Raw genomic sequence first — 26,081 nt, 5'->3', positions numbered from 1 at the left:
GACTTGCTATATGCCTATGTCCACGATTGTTTAGCAAAAGTCCAAATCCATGGCTGATCCTGTCGCTGAGGTTGTCTCACTGCTCAAACCAAGTCCGTCGATCTCAAAGCTCGTGATTGGCGGCGGCCAGTGGCTGGTTGAGCGATCAGAGCTTGGAAGCCCGTTCTACTGCGCCGTCGTCGAAGGCCGTTGTCTCATGACAATTGCCGGTCGTAAGCCCATGGTGCTCACTGCTGGCGACTTTGTCCTGGTCCCAAAAATCTTCTCGTTCACAATGAGCAGCATGGAGCCGCCGCCACGCGGCGCTCTTGCTCAACGACTGGAGACCAGCCCCGGCATCTTCCGCTTGGGCGATCCGGACGCGCCGGCAGAGATCAAGGCACTGGTCGGGCACTGCGCGTTCGGCTCGGATGACAAGGCTCTGCTTGTCTCGATGCTGCCGGAAGTCATCCATGTTCGCGGTGAGGAGCGACTGATGACGCTGGTTCGCATGATCAATGACGAGACAAGGGCTGACCGTGCCGCACGCGGAATGGTGCTTCACCGGTTGCTCGAGGTATTATTCATCGACGCACTGCGATCGGCCGCGAGCGCCAAGGCAACGCCGGGTCTCTTGCGTGGCATGGCCGATCCATTGCTGGCGCCGGCCCTGCGCCGGGTTCATGCAGATCCGGGTCGCAGCATGACGGTAGAAACGCTAGCGCAGGAGGCAGCCATGTCTCGTTCCACCTTCTTCGATCGGTTCCGCAGGGAAGTCGGTGTCGCGCCGATGGAGTATGCCACGGGATGGCGCATGGCGTTGGCGAAAGAGTTTCTTCGCGAGGGTGTCGCGTTAGCCGAAATTGCCGAACGCGTTGGTTATGGATCGACAAGTGCCTTCAGTGTCGCGTTCAGTCGGCATGTCGGAATGCCGCCCGGCGCCTATTCGCGGGCGGCTGCCGCCGCGTGAAGCTTTCGGCTCTCACCTGCCAATATAGGCGGCCAGTTCCTCAGGTGTTTCCTTGGGAAAAGCCTGCTTCAGGAAATCGAGGAAGGCAGACACCCGTGCACTCAATGGACCCCGCGAGGGGTAAAGCGCCCAGAGCGCGATTTCGGATCCCTCGATGTCGCCCCAGTGCTGCAATGTGCCATCAGCGATATCCTGGCTCACCCATCATTCCATTAAGGAGTTTTGGGACGCCCTGTCGGATTTCTGCGACATTGCCGACGCGGCAGCTCGCGTCCTGAAAATGTCAAGCTCTTCCACTATCCTGTCTCGTCACGCCCTCCGCACTGCTTCGAATGGCCTCCGCCATGAAATCGCAAAGCGAATTGTTGGACCCGGCGCCACGTATCAGGGCAACGTCAAGGTGCCCTATCACGGGCAACACATCAGCCTGCGCCAGCTCCACGACAGTGGACGGGGCCGACATGCGCGTGACGGCAGCCACGGCAAGCCCAGCCTCAACCACAGTGAGAAGGGCCGACAGGCTGAAACTCTCATAAGCCGGCTGGAAGCGGATATCGCTTTTCCCCAACGCGGCCAGAACAATGGTACGTGCCTGGCTTCCAGGTTCGAACAACGCTACAGGAAGCGGACGCCGTTCCAACGCAATCCGATCGCGAGAGGCAATCCAGATCATAGGCTCTTGTCGCAGGAGTTGACCTTCCACACCCCGCGACCGTGTTACGATGGCGAGATCGATGTCTCCCCTCTCGACCTGCGGCACAAGCACCGTTGATTGAGAACAAACGATCTTGATGGCGACGCGGGGGAACAACTGGCCGAAGCGGCGTAACACGGGCGGCATGATATGGGAGATATAGTCATCAGGCGCGCCGATCGTGATCGACCCGGCAATATCGGGCTTGCGAAAAGCTTCCACGGCCTCGTCATGCAGCCGCAGAATGCGTCGTGCATAGGCCTCCAGTTCCTCACCAGTCCGGGTCAGAGCCAGATTGCGTGTGTCGCGGATGAAAAGCGCCGCCCCAATTTCGGCTTCGAGCCGATTAATCTGCGTGGATACAGTGGCGGGCGATTTATGCACTGCAGACGCCGCACGCGTGAAACTCATCAAATCGACACATGCAACGAAGGTGCGGAGCAAGGTGTGATCAAATTCCATGATTGTTTGGAAACTCCAATGAATATGTTTATATTATATTGATTGTGTAATTAATCGGAAAAGTCCAGTCCTGAATCAAGCAAAGTTGCATCAGGAGCCAGACAGCATGAGCAGGCAAATTCACGGTTTTTTCGGCGTGGCGTCTGCCCAGATGTTATTGGGAACTCTTGGGGTCTGTGTTTTGGAAAGCGATGCAGACCCGCTATCGGTCACCTTTTACCGATGTGTAATCGGTGGCCTGGTGCTGGCACTTTATGGTGCCATGCGAGGTGATCTTTTCGGCGTATTGCGTCTGCCGCCACGAGTGCTCGGTCTTGCGCTCGCCAGTGGCCTGCTGATGGTCGGCAACTGGGTGTTGTTCTTCACAGCCATGCAACACACTGGCATCGCGGTCGCCACGATTGTTTTTCATGTTCAGCCTTTCATGGTGGTGTTGATCGGCGCGTTCGTCTTTCGTGAACGGTTGCACGCCGCCACCTTCGCATGGATCGCTGTGGCCCTGATCGGGCTCACTTTCGCCACAGGGTCAAGCAATGGCCAGACAACTGCCGATGGATCCTGGCTGCTGGGGATTTGCTGTGCGCTCGGCGGTGCATTTTTCTATTCTGTTGTTACTGTCGTCGCCAAAGGACTGACAGGCATAACCGGACCTCAATTGGCCTTCGTTCAGTGCCTTTGCGGCATAGCCCTCTTGGCGCTGGTAGTGCCGGCAGGACCTCTGGAGGTATCATCCGTTCAATGGGGGTGGTTTGCCGTCATCGGCGTTGTGCACACCGGTGGTGTGTACATGCTGCTATACAACGCACTGCCGAAGCTCCCGACACCCTTGGCAGCCGTATTACTGTTTCTCTACCCGGCCACTGCCATTGTGATTGATGCCATAGTCTATGGACACCGATTGGGGGCGGCGCAATATGCCGGCGTAGGCTGCATTTTGATCGCAAGCCTCGGCGTGTCGCTAAAGTGGGGTGTTCGCCGCCACCTGTCGGTTTCGACCACTTGAGGAACAGAAAAAAGGTCGCGTAGGCGGAGGGTTTGTCCATATCGCGATAGGGAGTGCTGTCGATTCTCCATGAACGGTCTCAACACAAGCCAGCTCTTTATTTTTTACTGGTCTCTCACGGTTCGCAATAGCCTGTCCGCCTCGGTGGATCTGAACGACCCAATCGTAACTCGCAGGGGCGCAGGTTCTCAAAAGTCTCGGTTCCACCGGGATCTCCAGCGCTGATAGCAAACGTCATTTTTGGAGGTTGAACGGTTGGGTTTAACATCGGTCCGTTATCAAGCGTTGGCTGTACCCGACCTCCTCAGATCGGGTACATCGTTTCCAGTTAATTTTAGACCTGCCGCAAACCGCCGTCGACGCAGAGTTCGGCGCCAGCGATGTAACTCGCTTCATCACTCAACAAGAACAACGCGGCCGCAGCCACTTCAGAAGGCCGCGCCATTCGCCCCATCGGGATCGGAGCGACAATCGCCGCACGCATATCAGGTTGAACCGCAGCCATCATTTCCGTGTCAGTAGGTCCGGGTGCAACGACGTTGACGCGGATACCGGCGGGTGCGAGCTCTGCTGTCCATGTTCGGGCATAGGAACGTACAGCTGCCTTGGTAGCAGCGTAGGTGCCATAGGAAGCGTAGCCGCCGCTATCGGCAATGGATCCAATAAGGACAACGGATCCGCCTTCCATCATTGCCGGCAAAGCCGCCTGGAAGCCGAAGACCATACCGCGGACGTTGACGTCGAAATGGCGGTCGAAGTGTTCAGGCGTTATCTCGGTTATCTGCGCAGGCTCAGAAAGACCTGCATTCAAGACGAGTGCGTCGATACGGCCGTGTGCCTGTCGCACTTTTTCGACAGTCTCTACCATATTGTGGGGCATCGCGGCATCCGCGGCAATGCCGACTGCGCCATGACCAATCGCCGTTGCCGCCTTTTCGGCATCTTCGCTTCGGCGACTGGTGATGAAGACCTTCGCCCCTTCGGCTGAAAGCCGCTCTGCAATTGCCAAACCGATACCCTTGGCGCCCCCGACGATCAGAGCAACCTTGTTATTCATTCGAGCCATCACAAATCCTTTCAATTGACGGTCTCTCCATGATATACGTCAGATATCTGGTATCAATTACGCACCTTAAGTAGCCTAGATATGGAAGAATATATCGACCTTGAAGCAGCTTCTCAGAGCGCCCTCCATGAGATGGCGCGGGTTCGCGCCGCGCTCGACAAGATCGCGGATAAATGGACAATTCTGATCCTGACGGTGATCTGTTCGAAGCCCTCGCGTTTCAACGAGATCAAACGTCGTCTCGACGGGATCACGCACAAGGCTTTGGCCGACGCTTTGAAAAGGCTTGAGCGGAACGGTCTCGTAACAAGGACCGTCCTGCCGACCCAGCCAGTGGGCGTGGAATATGCCATTACGCCACTGGGCCATTCGCTGCGGGAGCCGTTTGAAGCATTGTGCTCATGGGCAGCGGTCAACGGCGACAAAATCGAAGCGGCTGCGCTACGCTATGACAACAAAGGAAATGGTCGCTGACAATGCCGCCGTGGCCGCTTGGGAAGCGCAAAGCTGAAGTTACTCCCGGGGGCGAGCGGAAAAGAAAATCGCATGCGTCCCGACCGGGGGGCAGACAAGTTAACTGCAGCTGCAATCGCGGGAACACCTCTCCAGGCCAGGGATCAAACCGGACGGACTTCCGTTGCTCGTTACGGTTATTTTTTCGAAGGCGTGTCATGAAACTAAACCTGGCTTTAAGCGTGACTCTAAGCGTTACCTTTGCAGCAGAAGTCGCGGAAGCGCGGACCCAATTGCATCTTTACGGTGCCGTCCCGGTGACAGGTAATTACCTGCTTGAGGCCGCCTAGGAGAGTACGCGGATGATGCCGATATCCGATACGGTCGCCTGAATTGTGGCCATCTGCTCGTCCGCCAGCCGAAATCAAAAGGTCCTGACCCTAAGCAGTGGAAATCAACGGTGAATCCGACATATCCCGATTCCGCGGCATGTAGCCGTCGGGCACTTGAAAGGAACTTTCCTATCGCCGTCAAAAATGGCCGCGTTTGAGTAGTTGACCCTGGATCGAAAAGGGATCAACGCAGCCCCCGCAACAGAGATAAGTCATTCTCAATGTTACATATTGCTCCAGTTTCAGAGTCGCTAACGTGAGAGGCAGATAATTCTCAGTTAAGCGGCTATTAACCCTTAATCTCTGGACGCGACGCGAGAATCGTGTTGTATCTTTAGCGGGCTTTGGGCGGCAAACCGAACTTTGGCCGCCAAGGGGGCGACATGGCGATGGCGAATAATATAGAAGCAACGATTGCTCAGAAGGAAGATGCAGGCGGCAAGATAGCCCGCCATGCGAGCCTTCTGTCGCAACAATTGCAGGAGCTGCGCACACGCATGTATCCGCCGAAGTCGGAGAAAAGCCTGCGCCCCTTCCTGACCAATGAAGTTTCAAAGCTGACATCCATACCTGATTCCACCCTTAAACTCTTGTCGAGTGAAGGGCGTGGTCCGATTCCTGGACGGCTGGAAAACAATCATCGGGTCTACACCCTGGCCCAGATCAACGAATTGCGGGAACTGTTCGCAAGCCAGAAGCCTGCAGATGCGTTGAGATTCTTACCCCGCCGCCGCGAGGGCGAACACCTTCAGGTGGTGGCGATCGCCAACTTCAAGGGCGGCAGCGCCAAGACCACGACCTGCGTCCACCTTGCGCACTATCTCGCCTTGCAAGGCTATCGTGTCCTCGCACTGGATCTTGATCCGCAGGCGTCACTTTCTGCTCTCTTCGGTGCGCAGCCCGAGTTTGACGTCGGTGCCAATGAGACCATCTATGCAGCGCTGCGTTACGAAGATGCAGAGCGTCGATCGATCCGCGACATTATTCGCAAGACCTATTTCGACGGAATTGACCTGATCCCGGGCAACCTCGAGGTCATGGAATATGAGCACGAAACGCCCAGGGTTCTGGCGCAGAAATCCGGTTCCGGGGCAATTTTCTTCGAGCGACTGAAGCTTGCGCTGGCCGAGGTCGATCAGGATTATGACGTGGTTATCCTCGATACGCCGCCGTCCCTCGGATTCCTGACGCTCAGCGCAATCTACGCTGCCACGAGCATGATCATCACCGTCCATCCGGCGATGCTTGACGTGGCTTCCATGAGCCAGTTCCTGTTGATGATGGGAGACCTGATCAGCGTGCTGAATGAAAACGGCGCGCAACTCGATCAGGATTTCATTCGCTATCTCGTCACCCGTCATGATCCCAACGATGCGCCCCAGTCTCAAGTTGTTGCCATGATGCGCCATCTGTTTGGTACCGATGTGCTTCTTCCAACCCTGATCGAAAGCACGGCTGTCGAGGCAGCGGGACTTGCTAAGCGCTCCATCTACGAACTCGAAATGGGCCAGATCGGCCGTGACACACACAAACGAGCCCGCGAGGCGGTCGACGCCGTCAATGAAGCCATTGTGAAACTGATCAACACCAGTTGGGGGCGCACATGACCAGCAAGTCATCGCGTAAATCCATCGTAGCAAATTTTGGGTTGCTCTCAGCGGAACTGGAAAACCGGTTGTCGACGGAGAACCCTGCCGCCGCTCCCCAACCTGCTCCATCCGCTCGTGTCGGTGCGGGCGTGATCGGTGCGGCGCACCGAGCGATCGACGACATTAAATCAGAACGTGATCGGCTGAAGGCGCTGGTCGAAGCCGGGGGAGGAGCGATCCGCGAACTCGATCCGTCCAAAATCGACCCCTCGCCCTTTCCCGACCGTCTTCCTGACGATGATGCCTCCAATTTCGAAACATTTAGGAATTCGATCCGCTCCGAAGGCCAAAAAGTTCCCATCCAGGTCCGAAAATCACCGTCCTCGCCTGATCGCTATCAGGTGATCTACGGCCACCGTCGTCTCCAGGCCGCCCGCGACCTCGGAATTCCGGTTAAGGCGATCGAGGTAGAGATTTCCGATGTCGAACTGGTCATCGCACAGGGTATTGAAAATGCCGATCGCCAGGATCTTACCTGGATTGAGCGCGCCCTGTTTGCCCGCCGTATGGACGATGCCAATGTGAAGCCTCGCGATATCAAGGCTGCCCTGTCTATCGACGATCCCGAACTGGCACGCATGCGGTCCGTTTACCGCGCAGTCCCGTCCGGAATCATCGAAGCGATCGGGCGCGCGGCGAAGGTCGGTCGTCCGAGATGGGCCGACTTTGCAAAGACTTTTTCCGAAAGGCCGGATCTGCACGATGCAGTGAGCAAGGCTTTATCCGTCAGCACCGAAAAGCGCCTGGGATCAGACCAGAAGTTTCTGGCAGCATTTAATGCCCTGAAACCGAAAGCTCCCTTGAAGGAGACCGGCAAAGCCATTGCTGGCCCCGCAGGCGAGCAATTGGGCAGGCTTGTGCGTACGGCCAAGGAGGTTCGTATTTCAGCGTACACGCCGGCTTCGGTGGAATTCCTGAGCTTTATTGAATCGGAGTTGCCAGCGCTGGCCGAGCGCTTCAGCCGTGAGAAATCGAAGAACTGATCGAAACCGTAAGCGGTTTTTGACACGAATTAAGGAAGGGAAGCGCGCAAAAGAAAAAGGCCCCCGAAACGTCGCCGTCATGGAAGCCCTTCTCGTTGTGTGAGAGCTTGAGAATCGCATTTCCATGAATCCTAGTCAAGAGTCTTTGGCACCGTTTCGGTGAGCGTTCTTCTTTTGCCTTTTTGAGAGGCGAAGACATGGAAGGTGGACAAGTAACGACGCCCTTTGGGCGGCGACAGGTTACCCTTGCGCTTGTGAGGCGACAAATCGCCACGAGCAGGATCGAGGAGGGTAAATCGGCAAACAAGTGGAAGGTTTTCCGCGACGCATCGGAAGCTCGGGAGGTACTTGGTCTGCAGGATCGTAGCCTCGCGGTTCTTGACGCGCTTTTGAGCTTCTATCCGGAGAACGAACTGCGACAGGACGCGCAGCTTGTCGTCTTTCCCTCGAACATTCAGCTGTCGATTCGTGCCCATGGTATTGCAGGCGCAACCTTGCGTCGGCATCTTGCGCTCCTCGTTGAAGCCGGGCTGATCATCCGCAAGGATAGCGCCAACGGTAAGCGCTACGCCAGAAAAGATGACGATGGATCGATCGAACATGCCTTCGGATTCGACATCTCGCCGCTTCTTATGCGAGCTGAGGAGCTTGCATGCCTCGCGCAGCAGGTTGCTGCCGATCGAATTGCCTTTAGACGGGCAAAGGAAAACCTGACGATCTGCCGGCGTGATATCCGCAAGCTTATTACGGCAGCTGTTGACGAAGGTGCTCCAGGCGGCTGGGATGAGTTGGAGGAGCGCTATCTTAGCCTGGTCAGGCAAATTCCGCGCAATCCCGGACTGAATGAGCTTAGCGATCTGGGCACCAGGATGAGCAGTTTGCGTGAGGATGTCATCAAACTCCTGAATTCCGATGACTTTTCGTCAAAAATGACTGCCAATGATGCCCATATTGAGCGCCACATACAGAATTCAAATACCAACCCTCCTTATGAACCTGAACCAAGCTCTGGAAACGAGCTGGAGGCGAAGCCGAGTGAAAATGAGCAGGCCGTGCGTACGCCGATAAAGGCTTTCCCGATTGGACTTGTCTTGCGGGCCTGCCCGGAAATTTCGAACTACGGTCCTGAGGGCCAAATCGAGAACTGGCGCGAACTCATGACAGCCGCTGTGGTTGTCAGGTCGATGCTTGGGGTCAGTCCTTCTGCATATCAGGAGGCCTGCGAGGTGATGGGCCCGGAAAATGCGGCGGTGACCATCGCTTGCATTCTTGAACGTGGCGGTCACATCAATTCGCCGGGTGGATACCTGAGGGATTTGACCAACCGGGCAAAGCGTGGAGAATTTTCGTTGGGACCATTGCTGATGGCCCTCCTGAGAGCTGCCGGTCACTCGGTAAAGGCGACGGGATGATATATTGATGATATGAACGAGGCTATCGGTTTTCGACAGGTGTAGGGTGTCACCTCCTCTTCCAATCGTCTTTTCTAGCTATGAAAGGGATGCCTGTCGTCCCGGCATAGGCTAATGCGCCTCGACTTACTTCAGACATGCCAGCAGTGGTTTGGTTTCCAGCAAGTGAAATAGGCCGCTGGCTGGCGAAAGAATAGGATTCGCGATCATGAGCAACAGATCGAAAATCTGCAATTCCGGAATACCAACTCAGATGGCGTTTTTTGGCGGGATGGGACCATGGTGCCCTCAGTACGACCAAGTCGTACCAACCGCTAGAGGGGAAATGATGATAGAATCCTGGCGCAGTCGATTTTAGTAGCCGGTCATTTCCAGGTAGCCTCGCCCTGAGGCAGTTCCTGTAAACACGATAGGCCCCTCCCAATAAGGGGTGGAGGTCGCCATCCATGCCTGATCGTTAAGCGCCACCGTATTGATATCAAAACCCCGGCTCGGAATCTTCAGGTTCCATTCCACCGGAACCGCCTTGCCGTTAACGGTTGCGGTCCGCAAGGGCAAAATCTTTATCTCCTCGGGTTCGATCGGCGAGGTCTTGCCATCGGTGGAAATCCAGTTGGCGGAGGTATACCCTCCTTCGTCATCTCTCAGTTGGAAAGCCATCAACTTCTCGCCGGATGCAAGGTGGAGGGAAAACCAGTCCCATCCTGTCTGATTGGAAGAGAGTGGCTGGGATGACCATTCACGATCCAGCCAGGCTTTGCCTGTCACCTGCTTGATCGCACCCTGGACAACAACGTTGCCGCTGACGTCATAGAAGGGCTGGGAATAATAGTAGCTGGCCTGCCCGGCAGCTGATTTGATTGAAAAACCCCCGTCTCCCTGAAGAACCAACGGGCCGTTCGCCTGAAGCTTTAGTTGATAATGGAAACCGTCGCCGCTGGCGCTCAAATCAATTTTGTCGAGGGGGTCGGCGAGTCCGGTCGTGGCCGTTTTCATCGCCCAGTTGTCTATCCATGCATGGAAAGGAGCGGTTTCGACACCAGCCTGCCCTACCCCGCCGCGCGCCAGTTTCTCCGCAACATAGTGACGACGGGTGGTGGTAAGAGCGGCATGGCCCAACCAGATTTGTGGATCCGCCCATCCGGCCCGCTCGCCGGGTTGGAGGGCCGAACGAAAGAGCGTCCATTGAGCCCCTAGCTGCTCACCGTCCAAGGTCTGAAGATTCGCGGTGACGTACCACCATTCGATCCTGAAATCCGGATGCGGCCCGTGATCCTGCGGAAACACCAGCGGCACTCCTCTTTGAGGAACGCTGAAACCTTCGGCAGTCGACCCTAAGCCAGCGAAGCCCTGCGCTACCGCCACGGCCGGCGTCAAAAGACAACAAGTGAACAGTAGCAGAATGATGTGCTTAGCGTTCATTGGCAAATATCCTGAGGAGATCCGCGGGCGTCGTTTTCGCCAATCGAAGGACCGGTATCGCGACCGAGACAATGGCGGCGACAAGAGCGACGAGACCCAGTTTCAACCATTCAAGCGGGAAAAGGATCATTGGAAGCCGCCAACCGAACGCTTCAACATTGATGATTGCCAGAAGAACCCAGGCCAAAACAAGCCCGACGGGAATAGCGGCAAGATACGTGATGAGCCACAGAGCGAGTGTGCGGATTAGCTCCAGCCAGGCAAGTTCGCGACGGCGAATCCCGAGTGCCCAGACGGGCGCCAGTTGCGGCAATCGCAGGGAGGCGAGCGTCAGGAGGCTTGAAAACTTGCAAAGCCGGCGACGGCGAGCGTCAGCACGTTCAGGGCACCCGTTACCGCAAAGGTCTGTTCGAAAATTGCCGCAGATTGGCGCTTGAGGGACGCCTGGTCAACGATATTAGCTTCCGGCAGGTCGAATTCTTCCATCAGGCGCCGTCGGAAAGCCGTGGTCTCCTCTGGCGCAAGGCGAAGGCCATATCGCAGTTTTTCAACATCGGGATAGTGCTGGACAAGAGCATCAATACCGATAATCACCTGTCCGGTCGGGTTGCCATAATCCGAAAATACGCCGACGACGGTAGCGCTCCAGCCGCCTGGCAAGCTAATTTTCTGCCCGGGCGAAGCCTTGCCGGCACGCCAGAACTGCTCATTGACCAGTGCTCCCTGCCCGCTCGCAATCTCATCCCAGGTCGTGGCGGAGCCGAGGATCAACGGCCAATGATCCCTGTAGGTGGGATCATCGGCGACTCCGAAAATCTGCACCTGTTCTCCCGAAACTTCACCGCGGGTGCTCCAGATGGGCAGGACTGCGCGTGTGTGCTCGGGAAACCATTGGCGTAGCCGCCCGGCTTCCGTCTCGTCTCGTGCCGTCACGTAAACCTCTGCTGCAAGCCGCTGATCTAGCCAACCGAGAAAAGTCTCCCGAAAACTTGAGACCATCGTCCCGACGCCGATATTGGCCGATAAGGCAAGCATCAATGCCATCAATGCGAGGGAAAGTCCGGGCAATTGCTGGCGCGTATCGGCAAAGAACCATCGCACAAGTATCGGTCGAGATACCCGTTCACCCGCTTTCAAGAGAAAGGCCAGAAACGGCGGGAGGTTGAATGCCGCGCCGAGCAGAAGCGCTGCCAACAACGCAAATCCAGTGAAGAGCCCTCCCCCGGTCCAGATAAGGAACCCGGACAGCGCTAACAGAAATGTGCCGATTGCAACCTGCAGTATCAGTCCTCTGGCGGATGCCATTGTCCATGCCCTGCTATTCGCCGTCGACAATATCGGCATCCGCCAGACACGCCAAAGATGTTGCAGCGAGGAAAGCCAAGTCCCGATGAGCGCCATGCCAAGACCCGCCAGCCACCATTCGGGCCTGATGGAAAGTGAGCCCGCAACGCTTGCCCCGTAAAGCCCACTGAGCGTCGCGGCCACGCCCGGCAAGAGCGCAGAGGCGACGACATATCCGAGGACGACGCCAAATGCGCCGGACAGGAGGGCGAAGAGCGTTATCTCGATAGCGAGCATCGTCGTGAGTGAGGCCAAGGAAACTCCAAGCGATCTCATCGTTCTGAAGGAGCCTCGCCTCTGCTCGAATGACAGCCCGGTTGCGGAATAGGCGATAAACAGACCCACGATAAATGCAAGGAAACCGAAAGCCGTAAGATTAAGATGAAAACTGTCGGTGAGCCGCGCTACATCAGGCCGTCCGCCAGCCTCTCTTATTGTGAGCTCGGGCGCGATGCGCCCGATCGCCTGACGATCCCGGTCTTGTGAAGGTGAAATAACGATTCGGCTGAGGTCTCCATTGCGTTCAAGGATGCGGGCGGCGGTGGAGATGTCGGCGAAAGCCGCCCCGTCAGGAATAGTGGCCGCCGTCCTGACGGCAAGTCGCGCCGTATCCTTCAAGGCACTAGCCGTCGCCGGCGATACGATCATCACGCCGGGCGCCGTCATGAAGTCGATCAGTCCGGATCTATCCGAGGCGGGAAGGAGCGTTCCATCCGACGGCATCGTCAACGGGTCAATCCCGATCAGCCTGATACGCGTCGTGCCGAACCGGTGTTGGCCCTCGATGACAGGAGAGACATCAAAGCCGGCCCGGCGAAGCCTCGCGTAAGTCTCCAAGGGTATCGTGCCCCCGTCTTTGGCCACCAACTGGTCCAGCTGGTTTTGAGACAATACCGAGGCCGCCCTGTCGTAGCTGGCGCGGGCCTCGGCATTGATGGCCTGTACGGCAGACCAAAGGGCTGTCGCGAGCGCCACGCCCATGACCAGCGTGATGAATTGCAGGGGCCTGTGGCGCCAGTGTGAAAGCAATGCCTTGAAGGCAGCGGGGTTCATGGGTGAACCTTCCCGCCGCTGAGTGCGATGCGCCGATCGAGTTTTGCGGCGAGCCGGCTGGAATGGGTGACGAGCAGAAGGGCAATCTTCGCTGACTTCGTAAGTCTTAGCATGATGTCGATGACGGTATCCGCGGTCTTCTCATCGAGATTGCCGGTCGGCTCGTCGGCAAGGATCAGCAGCGGTTTTGCCGCAAGCGTCCGTGCGATCGCAACCCTTTGCTGCTGCCCGCCCGAAAGCTGTTCGGGATAGCGGCCAAGCAGCGCTGCAATCCCGAGGGCTTCGACCAACGTCTTTTCCCACGTTGGATCAGAACGGCCTGCGAGCTTTGCATGGAAAGAGACATTTGAGCCAACATCAAGGCTCGGAATGAGATTGAACTGCTGGAAAATCAGACCGACGTCATTCCGACGAAACATTGCGCGGTCTTTGTCATTAAGATCGGTGATCGTGCGGCCGTTCACCGTGATCGTACCGCTGTCAGGCATATCAAGGCCGCCGGCAAGATGCAGGAGTGTGCTTTTTCCGCTGCCCGATTCTCCCGTCAATGCAAGGCTCTCACCTGCTTCAATGGCAAGATCGATTCCGTTGAGAACCGGGATCGTTCCCTCGGCGGTCTGATAGGTCTTCCTGAGGCCGGAGATTAACAGGATCATGGGAGCTTCGATCTCTAATTTATCCTATATGATCGGATGTGGTCGAAGACTTCAACCAACCTTATCTGACGATGTTCAAGTGGCGCGAGACGGAGGGCTTCAGGTTTTGTCGACGAGCCCAATTTTCGCCACCCGTGCCTGTGTATTTGGAATCAATTACCGAGTCGGATAATCCTGTCTGCTCATCTGCTCCTGATTTGCTGCTGGTCGTCGAAGGTTGGAAGTGACGGACGAATTTTCTGCTGAACTTGATGACTTGCATCACAGTACCTTCGAATATTTCTGGTCCGGCAGCCATCCTGACAGCGGACTTCCCCGGGACCGCATGAAATCAGATGGCCAGCCGATCCACGAAATCACCTCCATATCCGGGGTCGGTTTTGGTTTTCTTGCGCTGATCGTTGGCGTGTATCGCTCCTGGATAACAAGACAGGAGGGCCTCGATCGGGCAAACCGCATGCTACGATCTCTCGACAGGGTCAAACGATTTCACGGCGCCTTTCCACATTTTGTCCACACATCCGGCGGCAAGACAATTCCATTTGCCAAGTACGACGACGGCGGCGATCTTGTCGAAACTGCACTTCTGGTTCAGGCGCTGATCTGTGCCCGGGAGTTCTTTGACGGGCAGACACTTGGTGAAATCGATCTGCGCCGGTCGGTTACCGACATCGTCGAGACAGTGGAGTGGGACTGGTTTACACGCGGAAAGCCCGGCCCTCTCTTCTGGCATTGGAGCCCCCGATATGGCTGGGCGAAGAACCTGCCGATTGTGGGTTGGAACGAGGCACTGGTCGCTTACGTCATTGCAGCAGGATCGGTCTCGCATGCGATAGACTGCCCGTCCTACCACGCCGGCTGGGCGCGCAATGGCGACATCAAAAACAACGCGATGTATCTTGGCATAAGGCTCCCGCTCGGGGAGCCCTATGGAGGACCGCTTTTCCTGTCGCAATATTCGTTCTGCACTCTCGATCCGCGCGGTCTGGGTGATGCCTACTGCGACGATTATCGTGAACAGGTCCACGCGCACAGCCTTATCAACTATCGCGTTTGCAGCGCCCGTTACGCGTGGCAGGACGGATGGGGTCTGTCCGCCTGTGATGGGCCGAAGGGATATGTCGTCAATTCCCCAACCAATGATCATGGCCTCATTGCGACGACGGCTGCGCTATCCAGCATGCCGTTCCTTCCAGCTCGATCAAAACAGGCAGCCATGCGCTTCCTGAAGTGGCGTGGCGGCGCTCTCAAGGGGCGTTTCGGGCTGATGGATTCTTTCCAGCCGTCCTCCGGCTGGGTTTCCAAAACGCATCTCGCCATCAATCAGGGTCCAGTGGTAACGATGATGGAAAACCACCGCAGCGGCCTCATCTGGGATTTGTTCATGAATGCGGGGGACGTCAGACGTGGCATGGTCAAGCTAGGGTTTCGCACAAACAGATACCGGGAACAAGACGACGTCCTGAAGCTCCGGTAATCGTCGTCTGCCTTCTCTGACGGTCGCCTGCTCAACTCTTGCGTTGCCGTCCTCTGTCTAAACGGCAACGATTAATACAGAAATGGCTGGCTCGGACCGGAGCCAGCCATTTTGTTTTCAGCGTGCAATTGTCACATTTCGGGAAGCAGAACCTTGTCGATGACGTGAATGACGCCGTTCGACTGTTTAACGTCTGCGATCGTCACATGCGCGACACCGCCCATTTCGTCGGTGAGGGTGATTTTGCCCTTGCTTTCCTTGGCTTTCAGGATGCATCCGCCGACTGTCTTTACGTCGTGGGTGCCGTTATCGTCCTTGATCATTTTCTCAATAGCCTTGGACATCGCGTCAGCTGCGACGACGTGACAGGTGAGAACCTTGGTCAGCTGCGCCTTGTTCTCAGGCTTCAAAAGATTGTCGACGGTGCCCTTGGGCAAAGCCGCGAATGCTTCGTTGGTCGGCGCAAAGACCGTGAACGGTCCCTTGCCCTGCAATGTCTCCACCAGGCCCGCGGCTTTGACGGCCGCGACAAGCGTTGTGTGGTCTTTTGAATTTACGGCATTTTCAACGATGTTTTTGTTTTCATACATGGCGGCGCCACCGACTTTCGGGTTGGCGGCGAAAGCGCCAGTCGAAATGGCAGAGACGATTGTGGCAAGCGCAAGCTTCTGTATTGCAGACCGGATCATCGTAACGTCCTCTTGTTCAATTGCCCCGACGCGAATTGCGCGCCTCCTCGGGCAGACACCCCTTCATTGGAGCGAGACAAAAGACGAAAGGGCTGACAGAAAAGTTTCAGGAAATGAAGTCCGGCCTTTAAAATCGTTCTGCGAGGGCGAGAACTACCATTCGATTCTCGAGCCATCGTAGGCAAAGAACTGGCCTGTCTGATCCGCGGTGAGGGCGTCTATCGTTTTCAGAAGACGCGCGGCAGACTCTTCCGGCTCGAACCGATCCCTCCCCTTCGAAAACGGTTGCGACAAATCAGTCGCGACCGTTCCGGGATGAAGCGCTACGACGATTGCCTGCGAATTGGTGCGCATGATCTCGATTGCCGCCGTTCTTGTGATCTGGTTCTGGGCTGCCTTGGAAGCCCTGTAGGAGATCCAGCCGCCCAACCGGTTGTCTCCGATCGAGCCGACGCGTGCGGACAGCGAGGCAAAAACGCACTTGTCTTCGCGCTTCAAAAGTGGTGCAAAATGTTTCAGCAGCAAGGCTGGTCCGATCGCGTTGACGGCGAATTGCATGGCCATCTGCAAGGGATCAATCGCCTTGATCGACTTTTCAGGGCCAACGCCGTCAATGGTCAAGGCGCCGGTGGCGTTGAAAATCAGATCGAAGGTTCCGCGCTGGTCGCCGAGACGGCTGGCGGCCGCGGCAACGCTTTTCTCATCGGTGATGTCCAGATCGTCCTTGCTGCGAGACAGCGGCAGGGCGTACGCGCAACGAGCATCGGCTTCAAGCAGGGACAGGACGGCCCCTCCTATACCGCCGGATGCGCCTATGACGATCGCCCTGTAACCGTCTGCAAGGGATTGCAGCATAGATTTTGGTCCTTCAGCGCTGAGCTGGAAACTCAAGCTTGTTGACGTCGTAACCCAACTCGCGCGTTTTTGCGATCATTCGTTGAAGCTCGATTTTAGACGGTATGTTACGCGCGTAAATCCAGACGTCGTCCGTGGAGGGATTGGCGCTGATGAACCACGATTTGTCCGGGGATTTGTATAGGACCCAATAGTTGAAAGTGATGAGAAGCGGGTAACGAACGCGCATCTTCGCATTCCCTGAGCCAAAGTCCTCGATCTTACCCGTGCCCTTGATGGTTTTTAACCGGCCCTGCGGGGTGTCGACGCGGCAGCCATCTTCTACCAAGATTTCGTTTGCAGAACCGCCTTGCCGATATGCGGAATATCCGGCCACGCATCCATCCGTGATCAGCATGGGCATGCGGCCGATCTCAAGCCAAGTGCCACGGTAATGATCGATCCCAACGGGCACTGGCTTCGGGCTGGCGGCGGCAGCGGATTGCGCCGATAGCGCAACCGCAACCGTTATCGTTCCGATCAGCTGGTTAATACCTGTCTGCATGAACTCCTCCCGTTGATGGCGCCCATAGATCCAGGTACCTGCCCGCCTTTGCGGCGTACCCGACAGCGATGGATGACGAACGCTGGTGGCATAGAACGCACCGGGTCAGAAAGCGTTGCACACGCAGGCTCGGTCAGGTCATTGGCAAACCCTATTTCGCTGATGGTCCTGCTATGACGGATTTCGCCCTGATGCGAGCCGCCTTTCTGTAAGCCCGGGGCGTCAGTCCCATCTCCATGCGAAAGTAGCGATTGAAGTTCGACAGGTTGTTGAAGCCCGCCTCGAAACAGATATCGGTAATCGATGTCTCCGTCTCGGCAAGCAGGGTGCGTGCGCGCCAGACGCGAACCGACCGGCTGTAATCGGAAAAATTCATGCCGGTCAAACGCCGGAAGGCGCGGGAAAATGCCGATGGCTCAAAGCCAACGAGTTCGGCCACTTCCTGCATCTGCGCGGCGGGATTGGATTGAAGGATCTGGATCGCCTGATCGATCCGGCGATGCCTGCGGTCAGAGACCTGATTATAGAGGGATATGAAGTGTTCGCTGGCAAGCAATCGCTTTTCCGCAGCTGCTTCGATGTCCTCGAGTATCTCCAGAAACAGGCCCAGTCCGCCGCGGTGTCCCACCGCGTGCAACTTGAGGATTTTCGCACCGATTGAGAACGATTCCTCACCCAGAACCTCGATTCCGCGTTGCGCCAGAGGCTTGAGCCGGTGAAGGACATCAAACTCCGGGCAGACCGCGCGGATGCCGATCAGCGCATCCGCATCGAATTGCAGGACCATGTCCCGGCCGGGCAAGGCAGGCGCGCCTGGCGTGATCCAGTTGTGAGGAAGGTTTGTCCCGGTGAGCACCAGGTGTCCCGGGCGAAAGGGCCCGATGTAGTCGCCGACATAAGCAAAGCCGGTCGCATCAGGAATGAAGTGGATTTCCCATTCGGGATGATAGTTCCAGATGCAGATGGGATTGGGATAGTCGTCACGCCGGATCAGATAGGATGCGCCTCCTGGCAGCACGATCTGCTCGCGTGTGGCCGTGTAGGTCTCGGAGACTGATTGAGGAAAGTCTGATGCAATAGCCATTCAACTGCTCACATTATGGCGGACAGATGTCAAGATAATACCAGTTCTGTGACGGAGGCCAACTAGTTTGAACCCTTCACTTGCGCAAATCTTGCCCGGTCGATGGCGAGGGAGTTGCCATCAAGGGAGGACATCATGACACTGAACGCTCTCCGCGCCGGCTGCGCGGTTATTGCTCTTTTTGCCGCATCCAACGCTTTTGCCGCCGCACAGTGCACCAGCGATGTGCGTGTCCTGGCGCAGCCGCGCGACGGACTGACACTTCTCGAAAAATATGTCGACGAGTTCGAAGAACTCTCGGGCGCTGGTTTCGAGATCAGCTATCTCAACGAGAACGATCGCCGCGCAAAGTCGCAGGCTGATGCCTCAACTGTCGGCAGCTTTAACGTCTATTATGTCGATGAAGCCAATCTTGCGCTTTTTGCCTCCTCAAACTGGATCGTCCCACTCGAGGGCTTTTACCCGGCAGAATACGATTACAACGACTTCGACGCCGGTATGCGCGCCGCTGCGACATATGAGGGCAAGCAGTGGTTCGCGCCTGTGCAGGGCGGCGGCGACCTGATGGTCTATCGCACTGACCTGCTGGAGAAGGCAGGCATTGCCCCGCCGAAAACCTGGGATGAATATTTCGCCGCTGTGCAGAAGCTGCATGACCCGGCAAACGGTGTCTACGGCACAGCCCTGCGCGGCCAGCGTGGTTCTGGTGCCAATGTCTGGCGGTGGATGCCTTTCTTCAAAGCAAATGGTGGCGAGTGGTTCAAGGATGGCAAGCCAGCCTTCAACTCGGATGCCGCCGTCAAGGCGACCGAGACCTATCTCGAGCTGTTTAAATACTCCGCACCGGGCACGCAGACCGGCTCTTGGGATGAGTCCACCGGCGCTTTCCGCTCTGGCAAGGTGGCGATCATCATAGAATCCGCACCTCTTGGCGGCATGTCCGTCGATAAGGCTCAGAGCCAGGTTGCGGACAAGGTCGCCTTCTCGGTCCCGCCGTCGCCGCTGCCCGGCGCCGGTTACGCCCATGGTTTTGCGATTGCTTCCAAGGCCAACAAGACCGACGAGGAAAAGGCCTGCGCCGGTCTCTTCGTTGCCTGGGCGACATCGAAGGAGCAGGAAGCTCGCCGCCTCGCCGCCGGCCAGCCGGGCGAACTGACGCGCACCAGCACCTATCAGAGCCCGGAATATGCCAAGACCTTTGGTCAGAACCTTGCCGATGCCATGGCGGCGACTGGTGAGAAGACGACCGTCACCTTCTGGCAGGATGCGCGGTGGCAGGAACTGGGCAACCAGTGGGGCATCATGCTCGAAGAGCTGATCACTGGCAGCCGCACCGACATCAAGGCAACGCTGAACGAACTCGAAGCCTTCGCCGCCAAACTCTAACGCCTCCCAGGCCGTCTGACGGGCGCGTCCAGTGACGCGCCCCCTTTTCCCCACCCGAGGATCTGCCATGCGCCGAGGCCGCTCGCTGCCTTACGTCTTTCTTGGACCCACTCTGGCCATCCTGATCGTTCTGGCGCTCGTGCCGACGGTCTACGCCATTAATATCTCCTTGCAAAACCGCACCCTTTCGGCGCCCGACGCGGACTATGTCTGGTTTGCCAATTATCTCGCGCTGGCTTCAGATGCACGTTTTCTGAACGCGCTCTGGGTGTCCTTCAAGTGGGAGGTCATCAGCGTCTCGATGACCATGGCGACAGGTCTTGCTCTCGGGATCGCAATGTTCGAGGCCGCAAGCCCTCGCCTGCGAAATGTGCTCTGCGTGCTTTTCATCATTCCGGTTCTTTTGCCTCGCGTTTGCGCCGCTTTCGTCTGGAAGTTCGCCTTTCATCCGCTCTACGGCGCCTTGACCTGGCCGGTCAGGGAACTCACGGGCATCACGCCCGATATTCTGTCGACGCCCCTCGGGGCCCTTCTTGCCGTTGCCTTCGTTGATGTCTGGCAGTGGGGCCTGTTCTTTGCGGTAATCATCCTGAAACTTCTTGAATCTTTGCCGCCGCAGCCGCTGGAAGCCGCACGTATCGATCGCGCGAGCCGCTTCGAAATCCATCGTTTCGTGACCGTGCCGATGCTGAAGGCACCGTTGATCAGCCTGCTGCTCGTCAAGGCGATCGAGAGCCTGCGCTCCTTCGACCTCGTCTACGTGATGACGCGCGGTGGTCCCGGCATCTCCACCGAGACGCTGGACATGTACGCCTATTCCCAGGGTTTCATCGAAGCCGGCAAGATTTCCTACGCCTCCTCCATGGCCGTCATCATGATGGTCCTGACCATCGTCACCTTTACCTTCACCTGGAAAAGGCTCAGCCGATGAAAGTCTCTACCTTTCTGCTCAGGCTGTTGCTGGTTCTGGCAGCCGCACTTGTCGTGCTGCCGCTGCTATGGACCCTGCTAAACGCCTTCAAAACCAATGCCGACCTGCTGGTGTCGACGCCGAAGCTGGTCTTCCAGCCTGTCCTCGACAATATGAGCTATGTGCTTAACCGCCGTTCGGTCGCGCGTGCGCTCACCAACTCTTTGATCATCTGCTCGAGTGCGGTCGTCCTCGGAGCGGGGCTCGGTGTGCCGGCTGCCTATGTGATTGCCCGGTTTAAGAACAGGATCACAGCGGAGGCGCAGTTCTTCGTCCTGTCGCTTCGCTTCCTGCCGCCCGTCGCTATCGCCATTCCGATGCTTGTCATCTGGCTCGGCCTTGATCTGTACGACACAAGACTGTCGCTGATCGTGACCTATCTCATTGTGACGGCGTCGATCACCATATGGCTTTCCGTCCCGGCTTTCGAGCGCGTCAGCCTGCACGTCGAAGAAGCTGCGAGGGTGGACGGACTTGGCCCTTATGCGACCTTTTTCCGCATCGCCCTGCCGATTGCCCGTTTCCAGGTATTTGGCGCGATCGCCTTCTCCTTCGTCCTTGTCTGGAACGAGTTCCTGCTTGCGATGATGTTGACGACCGCGAAGGCGAAGACCCTGCCCATCATCGCGTCCGAAATGTCGCAGCTCGGCATGAACGTGCCATGGGGCATCCTCAACGCCGCCGTCGTGCTTTTGTCGCTGCCACCACTGATCCTGCTCGGCGTGCTTGCCGGTGGCCTCAATGCTGCATTTTCCAAAAAAACTGATCAAGGTTGACTGAACCATGAAAGCACTTGTCCTCGAACGCATCGGCGAACTTTCCCTGCGCGACATCGAAATTTCCCAGGAAATGGGGCCGGATGACGTTCGCATTCGTCTCCATACTGTCGGCGTCTGCGGCAGCGACGTGCATTATTACACTCATGGCCGCATCGGTGACTTCGTTGTCAACGCGCCCATGGTTCTCGGCCACGAGGCGGCCGGAACCGTTATCGAAACCGGCGCCAATGTCACCCATTTGAAGATCGGCGACCGTGTCTGCATGGAGCCCGGCATTCCCGATCCGAAATCGCGCGCATCCCGGCTTGGCCTCTACAACGTCGATCCCGCCGTCACCTTCTGGGCGACGCCGCCGGTGCACGGCGTGTTGTGCCCCGAAACTGTTCATCCGGCGAGTTTCACCTACAGGCTGCCGGACAGTGTCTCGTTTGCTGAAGGTGCGATGGTCGAACCATTTGCCGTGGGCATGCAGGCTGCCGCCCGGGCCAACATCACTCCCGGCGATACCGCGGTTGTGACCGGCTGCGGCACGATCGGCATCATGGTGGCATTGGCCGCTCTTGCCGGCGGCTGCTCGCGAGTTCTTATTTCGGACATTTCCGCCACGAAGCTGAAGCTTGCCGAAAGCTATGGCGGAATCACGGGTGTCAATCTGAAAGAGGTGGATCTCGTTCAGACCGTTAATGAGGCAACGCTAGGATGGGGAGCGGACATCGTTTTTGAATGCTCCGGTGCGCCGGCCGCGGTTCGTGATCTCTTCAAGGTCGTGCGTCCCGGCGGAACGGTCGTCATCGTCGGCCTGCCGCCGGAACCGGTCGCCGTGGATCTGGCAGCGGCCTGCTTTCGCGAATGCCGTATCGAAACGGTCTTCCGATACGCCAACGTGTTCGATCGCGCACTGGCGCTGATTGCCGCCGGCAAAGTTAACCTGAAACCGTTGGTTTCCGGCACTTATGCCTTCGATCAATCGATCGCTGCCTTTGAAAGGGCCGCCGAAGGCCGGCCGGAGGATGTGAAGCTGCAGATCGTTGTGAACGGGGGGACGCATTGATGGCCACCGTCGAGTGCCGGGGAATCCGGAAAGTCTATGGTTCGCTCGAGGTCATGCGGGATTTTGACCTCAAGATCGACGACCACGAATTCGTCGTTTTTCTCGGTCCGTCAGGTTGCGGAAAATCCACCATGCTGCGCATGATTGCCGGGCTAGAGGAGATTTCCGGCGGAGATCTTTTCATCGGCGGCGAGAGGATGAACGAACGCGATCCGGGCGACCGAGGCATCGCCATGGTGTTTCAGAACTACGCGCTCTATCCCCATATGAGTGTCCGGGACAACATCACCTTCGGTCTTGAGAGGGCCGGTATTGCCAAGGCCGTAATCGAGCAGCGTTTGGCGCCTGTGGTCGATGCGCTGGGACTCGGCGTCTATCTCGCGCGCAAGCCCACCGAGCTCTCCGGTGGACAGCAGCAGCGTGTGGCGATTGCCCGCGCCATGATCAAGACGCCGGAAGTCTTCCTTTTCGATGAACCGCTTTCGAACCTTGATGCCAAGCTGCGCGGCAGCCTTAGGGTTGAGATCGCTCGGCTTCACAAAGACCTCAGAACGACAAGCATCTACGTCACTCATGACCAGCTTGAAGCCATGACGCTCGCCGATCGGATTGTGCTAATGAAAGACGGCCGAATCGAGCAGATGGGCACGCCCGAGGAGATTTATCAGGCGCCCGGGACGGTGTTTGCCGCCGGCTTCATCGGCACGCCGAACATGAACTTCCTGCAGTTGCAGATGACGCGGGATTGGCTCGGCGACGACCTCGTCCGATTTGCGGCTCCAGCAGGCCTGCGCTCCGGTGAAGTCACAGTCGGAATCCGGCCGGGATCCTTCCGACTGAGCCAAGATGCCCAGTCATTCCGAGGCAGAGTGGAGCGCAATGAGTTCCACGGTGAGACTCGTCTTATCTGCCTCAAGAATGATCGACACGAAATCAACATTTCCGTGCCTGCCGAAGTAAGGCCGGTGATTGGTGAGATGCTTGGTGTCGAAGTCGCCCCATCGGATATCCACGTTTTTGATCCTGGATCAGGCCTCAGGTTGAATTGACCGTGGTGAGATTGGACATTGATGGCGTCGTACCATGCGACGGAACGCTTGTGACCCGGTCGGGGCGCCCTCGCCACCCGCGTCTGCCATCCACCGTCTCCATTGGCCCCAAACACGTTTTGACATCAAAACGGTTACGCGGGTAGGTAAAGAAGCGGAAACGTCATCGCAGTCCCCTCAGCGAAAAACGGCGCGTAGAACCCTTGCGCCGTTCAGGTGCTGGAAGTCGGAATGCCTTGCGGTTTTAACTTTCCTATCACGTTGGAAAAATGTCTTCGGTCGACGTCACAGGCGATCTTTGACCTGTTCGCCGACTATGTGTACCCGGCTGATTGATTCGATGAGATGTTACTGCCCAAGCTGCGAGACTAGCGCATTCATGGTGACGCGCACTCCATCAGTGGCGTAATGGATTTCAACACCGCCATTTCCCATCAGGCCGAGGCGGATAAGCTTGGACCCAAACCCTTTTCCGGATGGAGGAGCTACCGCGGGACCGCCCTTTTCACTCCACTTGAGAATGAGTGTGCTTTCATCACCGACAAGTTTGATTTTCCAGGAAACATCGACGCGGCCTGCATCAGAGGACCACGCCCCGTATTTCAGCGCATTTGTGCCCAGTTCATGCATTAGGAGCGCAAGGCTTAAGGCCGTCTTGGGGCCAATTTCCAGATCCACCCCTGACAAATGGTAGCGATCAGGGAGGGATAGCTGGCGCAGCACGGGATCGATTACAGTTACCATGCGTGTAAAGGACAAATCCTGATTGAGCAGGACTTCATGTGCCTTGGAAAGGGCATGCAACCTGTTGGCAAAGGCTTCAACAGGCGCTCTGTCCGTAACCGGCCGAAGGGTCTGGGTGGCGATCGCCTGAACCATCGCTAGTGTGTTTTTGAGACGGTGGCTAATTTCGTGATTGAGAACCTGCTGTTCCTGCTCTGCGCGGATTCTGGCAATCGCCTCGCGTGTCCGGTCCGCAATCGTACGCACGAAGTCACGTTCTTCAGGCGAAAATTCATGCGGCTTGTCGTAATGTACAAACATGACGCCGACGAACGCGCCCCGCTCAAGAATCGGAACGTTGACCAGCACGGAAATACCCAGCGAGTTCAGAAGTCCCGCAGAATCCATGGTCCTCGGATCGGCAGCGACATCCGTTATGATGATCAACTCGCCGCGTTTCAGGTCCTCAATATATGATCCGTAGTCGCGAAAATGATGACGGCCAGCCACGGTGAACATCCCGGCCGCACACCAGTCAGGCAGCATCTCGACGATCTCGGCGATGGGATCAACGATACCGTAGCCCGCCCTCGTTGCTCCTTGCAGGTTGCGAGCCATGATTTCCGCTGCTGCGAAAGCGACATCGGCGACGGAGTCGAGTTCGCGGATTTTTTCTCCAAGTTCCAGAAAGGCGAGTTGCCTGTCTTCCGACAGTTTCTGTGCTGTTGCGTTTCTTGCAACCTTGATGAAGCCCGACAGATGGGAGGAGGAATGGTTAGGCAGTGGTCGTATCGTCCCGTCGAGAAAGATCCTCGTCCCATCAGCTGCAACGTGCCATCGACGAGCGGGCGCAACGCCGTCGCGAGCGGCTGTTTCAATCTCAAGTTGTGGTGCGTTTTCCGCCCGATCTTCCGCCGAAAATATCGCCTCAAATGGTTGGCCGAGCATCTGCGCTTCCGACCAGCCGAATGTTTCCTCGGCGCCGCCAAACCAACTGCTGATACGCTGGTTGTCATCAAGCGTCAGGATAATGTAATCCTTGGCGCCTTCGACAATCAGTCGTAACTTCGTTTCGCTGTTGCGCAATGCCTCGACCGCCTGCATGCGATCGGTGACATCCACGAAGATGATCACGAATGTGTCCTCTCCGGTTGCCTGCACGTACCCGTCAAACCAACGCTCCAGCGAGCGGACCTTGCGCGTAAAACGTTTGCTTTGTCTGGTCTTCATCGCTTCGGCGACATCAGAAACCCATTCCTCTTCGAAGTCGGGGAAGACATCGCGCATTGTTTGACCCGGAACATTGTCTCCAGGCAAGCCAAGCAGAAGACTCCATGCCGGATTGATCGTTTCAATCCGCCAATCGATAATCGACCCGTCCAGATCTCGGATCACAGAGCCGACAACGATGCCTTCCTCCAGTTGCTCAAAAAGCGCGCCCCAGCGACGCTCAGAGAGGAAGGTGGCAATCTGATTGGATGCGACCCGCCCGATCCGGCTAAGCAGTTCCAGTTCGCTTTCGGTCCAGCTTCGCGGCTCCCCGTCGATCGCTGCGAGCGCTCCTATTACCATGCCATCTGGCATCGTCACCGGGACGCCCATATAAGAAATCACGCTCAGGTCGATGATGGCCAGATTGTCTCTGACAAGGTGGTGAAGTGTTGCGTCCCCAATGATCAGGGGTATTTTGTCGCGAACCACGTGCTGGCAAAAAGAATGGGTGAGCGGCGTTTCTGCGGCTTCGGCCCATTTTTCCGGAAGCCCCAGATGAGCGATAAACACTTGCCGGTGCTCGTCGAGAATGGAAATAAGAGCCACGGGGCATTTCAGGCCAGCTTTGACAACCTCGATAATATCCTGGAATTCGGATTGGCCCTGAACATCAAGCAATCCAGAATTGCGAACGGCTTCAATGCGTTCAGATGATGAGTTCAAG

The 26,081-nt window shown here is 57.0% G+C and carries 21 protein-coding genes and 2 pseudogenes; 12 read left to right on the top strand and 11 right to left on the bottom strand.

The window, feature by feature from the left end; translation table 11 throughout:
• The first annotated feature begins 49 nt into the window (after window positions 1-49).
• Window positions 50-949: an AraC family transcriptional regulator gene (locus AGR1_RS26155; protein WP_149148876.1), complete on the top strand. Its 900-nt coding sequence runs from the start codon at window positions 50-52 to the stop codon at window positions 947-949.
• A 12-nt stretch (window positions 950-961) separates the two neighbouring features.
• Here the strand turns inward: AGR1_RS26155 and AGR1_RS26150 are convergent.
• Window positions 962-1,150 (bottom strand): annotated as a pseudogene (locus AGR1_RS26150) (LysR family transcriptional regulator); the annotation flags it as partial.
• An 82-nt stretch (window positions 1,151-1,232) separates the two neighbouring features.
• Entirely contained in the window at window positions 1,233-2,105 is an 873-nt protein-coding gene (locus AGR1_RS26145) for a LysR substrate-binding domain-containing protein (protein ID WP_149148875.1), read from the bottom strand.
• 106 nt (window positions 2,106-2,211) lie between these two features.
• Between AGR1_RS26145 and AGR1_RS26140 the strand changes: the two genes are divergently transcribed.
• Complete coding sequence (locus AGR1_RS26140; protein ID WP_246669749.1) at window positions 2,212-3,108, top strand: DMT family transporter; 897 nt, start codon at window positions 2,212-2,214, stop codon at window positions 3,106-3,108.
• 334 nt (window positions 3,109-3,442) lie between these two features.
• Here AGR1_RS26140 and AGR1_RS26135 read toward each other — a convergent pair whose 3' ends face one another.
• Window positions 3,443-4,174 carry an SDR family oxidoreductase gene (locus AGR1_RS26135; RefSeq protein WP_149148874.1) on the bottom strand — a complete coding sequence of 244 codons (732 nt, stop codon included), beginning with the start codon at window positions 4,172-4,174 and terminating at the stop codon, window positions 3,443-3,445.
• 81 nt (window positions 4,175-4,255) lie between these two features.
• Between AGR1_RS26135 and AGR1_RS26130 the strand changes: the two genes are divergently transcribed.
• The 4 genes from AGR1_RS26130 to repC all read left to right on the top strand — a co-directional run bounded on the left by AGR1_RS26130 (window position 4,256) and on the right by repC (window position 9,063).
• The gene (locus AGR1_RS26130) at window positions 4,256-4,648 is read left to right on the top strand and encodes a helix-turn-helix domain-containing protein (RefSeq protein WP_149148873.1); all 393 of its coding nucleotides are present in this window, start codon (window positions 4,256-4,258) and stop codon (window positions 4,646-4,648) included.
• Window positions 4,649-5,402: 754 nt separating this feature from the next.
• Window positions 5,403-6,626 (top strand): plasmid partitioning protein RepA, encoded by a 1,224-nt coding sequence (gene repA / locus AGR1_RS26125; protein WP_187772301.1) that lies wholly within the window; start codon window positions 5,403-5,405, stop codon window positions 6,624-6,626.
• Window positions 6,623-7,651 (top strand): plasmid partitioning protein RepB, encoded by a 1,029-nt coding sequence (repB, locus tag AGR1_RS26120; RefSeq protein WP_149148965.1) that lies wholly within the window; start codon window positions 6,623-6,625, stop codon window positions 7,649-7,651. The genes repA and repB overlap by 4 nt, the downstream gene beginning before the upstream one ends.
• Before the next feature lie 197 nt (window positions 7,652-7,848).
• On the top strand, window positions 7,849-9,063 hold the full coding sequence (repC, locus tag AGR1_RS26115) for a plasmid replication protein RepC (RefSeq protein WP_149148871.1): 1,215 nt from the start codon (window positions 7,849-7,851) through the stop codon (window positions 9,061-9,063).
• A gap of 354 nt (window positions 9,064-9,417) precedes the next feature.
• On the opposite strand, the gene AGR1_RS26110 is transcribed toward repC, so the two are convergent.
• The 3 genes and pseudogenes from AGR1_RS26110 to AGR1_RS26100 all read right to left on the bottom strand — a co-directional run bounded on the left by AGR1_RS26110 (window position 9,418) and on the right by AGR1_RS26100 (window position 13,538).
• Entirely contained in the window at window positions 9,418-10,485 is a 1,068-nt protein-coding gene (locus AGR1_RS26110) for a lipocalin-like domain-containing protein (protein WP_149148870.1), read from the bottom strand.
• Window positions 10,475-12,882: pseudogene (locus AGR1_RS26105) on the bottom strand (ABC transporter permease). Before AGR1_RS26105 ends, AGR1_RS26110 begins: the two are co-directional and overlap by 11 nt.
• Window positions 12,879-13,538 (bottom strand): ABC transporter ATP-binding protein, encoded by a 660-nt coding sequence (locus AGR1_RS26100; protein ID WP_149148869.1) that lies wholly within the window; start codon window positions 13,536-13,538, stop codon window positions 12,879-12,881. The pseudogene AGR1_RS26105 and the gene AGR1_RS26100 overlap by 4 nt, the downstream one beginning before the upstream one ends.
• A gap of 325 nt (window positions 13,539-13,863) precedes the next feature.
• Between AGR1_RS26100 and AGR1_RS26095 the strand changes: the two genes are divergently transcribed.
• Window positions 13,864-15,015 carry a glucoamylase family protein gene (locus tag AGR1_RS26095; RefSeq protein WP_149148964.1) on the top strand — a complete coding sequence of 384 codons (1,152 nt, stop codon included), beginning with the start codon at window positions 13,864-13,866 and terminating at the stop codon, window positions 15,013-15,015.
• Window positions 15,016-15,146: 131 nt separating this feature from the next.
• On the opposite strand, the gene AGR1_RS26090 is transcribed toward AGR1_RS26095, so the two are convergent.
• The 4 genes from AGR1_RS26090 to AGR1_RS26075 form a co-directional block, all read right to left on the bottom strand.
• Window positions 15,147-15,704 (bottom strand): fasciclin domain-containing protein, encoded by a 558-nt coding sequence (locus tag AGR1_RS26090; RefSeq protein WP_149148868.1) that lies wholly within the window; start codon window positions 15,702-15,704, stop codon window positions 15,147-15,149.
• 153 nt (window positions 15,705-15,857) lie between these two features.
• On the bottom strand, window positions 15,858-16,559 hold the full coding sequence (locus AGR1_RS26085) for an SDR family NAD(P)-dependent oxidoreductase (protein WP_187772300.1): 702 nt from the start codon (window positions 16,557-16,559) through the stop codon (window positions 15,858-15,860).
• 13 nt (window positions 16,560-16,572) lie between these two features.
• Window positions 16,573-17,103: a lipocalin family protein gene (locus tag AGR1_RS26080; RefSeq protein ID WP_149148867.1), complete on the bottom strand. Its 531-nt coding sequence runs from the start codon at window positions 17,101-17,103 to the stop codon at window positions 16,573-16,575.
• A gap of 151 nt (window positions 17,104-17,254) precedes the next feature.
• Window positions 17,255-18,187, bottom strand: a complete 933-nt coding sequence (locus AGR1_RS26075; RefSeq protein WP_149148866.1) for an AraC family transcriptional regulator — start codon at window positions 18,185-18,187, stop codon at window positions 17,255-17,257.
• 135 nt (window positions 18,188-18,322) lie between these two features.
• On the opposite strand from AGR1_RS26075, the gene AGR1_RS26070 reads away from it, so the two are divergent.
• The 5 genes from AGR1_RS26070 (at window position 18,323) to ugpC (ending at window position 23,422) form a co-directional block, all read left to right on the top strand.
• Window positions 18,323-19,573 (top strand): sugar ABC transporter substrate-binding protein, encoded by a 1,251-nt coding sequence (locus AGR1_RS26070; protein ID WP_149148865.1) that lies wholly within the window; start codon window positions 18,323-18,325, stop codon window positions 19,571-19,573.
• Between the two features lie 67 nt (window positions 19,574-19,640).
• Complete coding sequence (locus AGR1_RS26065; protein ID WP_149148864.1) at window positions 19,641-20,504, top strand: sugar ABC transporter permease; 864 nt, start codon at window positions 19,641-19,643, stop codon at window positions 20,502-20,504.
• Complete coding sequence (locus AGR1_RS26060; protein ID WP_149148863.1) at window positions 20,501-21,319, top strand: carbohydrate ABC transporter permease; 819 nt, start codon at window positions 20,501-20,503, stop codon at window positions 21,317-21,319. The genes AGR1_RS26065 and AGR1_RS26060 overlap by 4 nt, the downstream gene beginning before the upstream one ends.
• Window positions 21,320-21,326: 7 nt before the next feature.
• Window positions 21,327-22,373, top strand: a complete 1,047-nt coding sequence (locus tag AGR1_RS26055; RefSeq protein WP_149148862.1) for an NAD(P)-dependent alcohol dehydrogenase — start codon at window positions 21,327-21,329, stop codon at window positions 22,371-22,373.
• The gene (gene ugpC, locus AGR1_RS26050; RefSeq protein WP_149148861.1) at window positions 22,373-23,422 is read left to right on the top strand and encodes a sn-glycerol-3-phosphate ABC transporter ATP-binding protein UgpC; all 1,050 of its coding nucleotides are present in this window, start codon (window positions 22,373-22,375) and stop codon (window positions 23,420-23,422) included. The genes AGR1_RS26055 and ugpC overlap by 1 nt, the downstream gene beginning before the upstream one ends.
• A gap of 348 nt (window positions 23,423-23,770) precedes the next feature.
• On the opposite strand, the gene AGR1_RS26045 is transcribed toward ugpC, so the two are convergent.
• Window positions 23,771-26,080 carry a GAF domain-containing protein gene (locus tag AGR1_RS26045; RefSeq protein WP_149148860.1) on the bottom strand — a complete coding sequence of 770 codons (2,310 nt, stop codon included), beginning with the start codon at window positions 26,078-26,080 and terminating at the stop codon, window positions 23,771-23,773.
• Window position 26,081: the final 1 nt, after the last annotated feature.

The sequence above is a fragment of the Agrobacterium sp. B1(2019) genome (genome assembly GCF_008274755.1).
Classification (GTDB): Bacteria; Pseudomonadota; Alphaproteobacteria; order Rhizobiales; family Rhizobiaceae; genus Agrobacterium; species Agrobacterium salinitolerans.
The sequence above is the reverse complement of the archived record's forward strand: the minus strand, read 5'-3'. Positions and strand labels throughout refer to the sequence as shown.

Coding starts and splice junctions, on each gene's coding strand:
- AGR1_RS26070 (WP_149148865.1), top strand. CDS start 18,323: ATGACACTGAACGCTCTCCGCGCCGGCTGCGCGGTTATTGCTCTTTTT.
- AGR1_RS26090 (WP_149148868.1), bottom strand. CDS start 15,704: ATGATCCGGTCTGCAATACAGAAGCTTGCGCTTGCCACAATCGTCTCT.
- AGR1_RS26130 (WP_149148873.1), top strand. CDS start 4,256: ATGGAAGAATATATCGACCTTGAAGCAGCTTCTCAGAGCGCCCTCCAT.
- AGR1_RS26145 (WP_149148875.1), bottom strand. CDS start 2,105: ATGGAATTTGATCACACCTTGCTCCGCACCTTCGTTGCATGTGTCGAT.
- AGR1_RS26055 (WP_149148862.1), top strand. CDS start 21,327: ATGAAAGCACTTGTCCTCGAACGCATCGGCGAACTTTCCCTGCGCGAC.
- repA (WP_187772301.1), top strand. CDS start 5,403: ATGGCGATGGCGAATAATATAGAAGCAACGATTGCTCAGAAGGAAGAT.
- ugpC (WP_149148861.1), top strand. CDS start 22,373: ATGGCCACCGTCGAGTGCCGGGGAATCCGGAAAGTCTATGGTTCGCTC.
- AGR1_RS26100 (WP_149148869.1), bottom strand. CDS start 13,538: ATGATCCTGTTAATCTCCGGCCTCAGGAAGACCTATCAGACCGCCGAG.
- AGR1_RS26140 (WP_246669749.1), top strand. CDS start 2,212: ATGAGCAGGCAAATTCACGGTTTTTTCGGCGTGGCGTCTGCCCAGATG.
- AGR1_RS26080 (WP_149148867.1), bottom strand. CDS start 17,103: ATGCAGACAGGTATTAACCAGCTGATCGGAACGATAACGGTTGCGGTT.
- repB (WP_149148965.1), top strand. CDS start 6,623: ATGACCAGCAAGTCATCGCGTAAATCCATCGTAGCAAATTTTGGGTTG.
- AGR1_RS26135 (WP_149148874.1), bottom strand. CDS start 4,174: ATGGCTCGAATGAATAACAAGGTTGCTCTGATCGTCGGGGGCGCCAAG.
- AGR1_RS26155 (WP_149148876.1), top strand. CDS start 50: ATGGCTGATCCTGTCGCTGAGGTTGTCTCACTGCTCAAACCAAGTCCG.
- AGR1_RS26065 (WP_149148864.1), top strand. CDS start 19,641: ATGCGCCGAGGCCGCTCGCTGCCTTACGTCTTTCTTGGACCCACTCTG.
- AGR1_RS26110 (WP_149148870.1), bottom strand. CDS start 10,485: ATGAACGCTAAGCACATCATTCTGCTACTGTTCACTTGTTGTCTTTTG.
- AGR1_RS26075 (WP_149148866.1), bottom strand. CDS start 18,187: ATGGCTATTGCATCAGACTTTCCTCAATCAGTCTCCGAGACCTACACG.
- repC (WP_149148871.1), top strand. CDS start 7,849: ATGGAAGGTGGACAAGTAACGACGCCCTTTGGGCGGCGACAGGTTACC.
- AGR1_RS26085 (WP_187772300.1), bottom strand. CDS start 16,559: ATGCTGCAATCCCTTGCAGACGGTTACAGGGCGATCGTCATAGGCGCA.
- AGR1_RS26060 (WP_149148863.1), top strand. CDS start 20,501: ATGAAAGTCTCTACCTTTCTGCTCAGGCTGTTGCTGGTTCTGGCAGCC.
- AGR1_RS26095 (WP_149148964.1), top strand. CDS start 13,864: ATGAAATCAGATGGCCAGCCGATCCACGAAATCACCTCCATATCCGGG.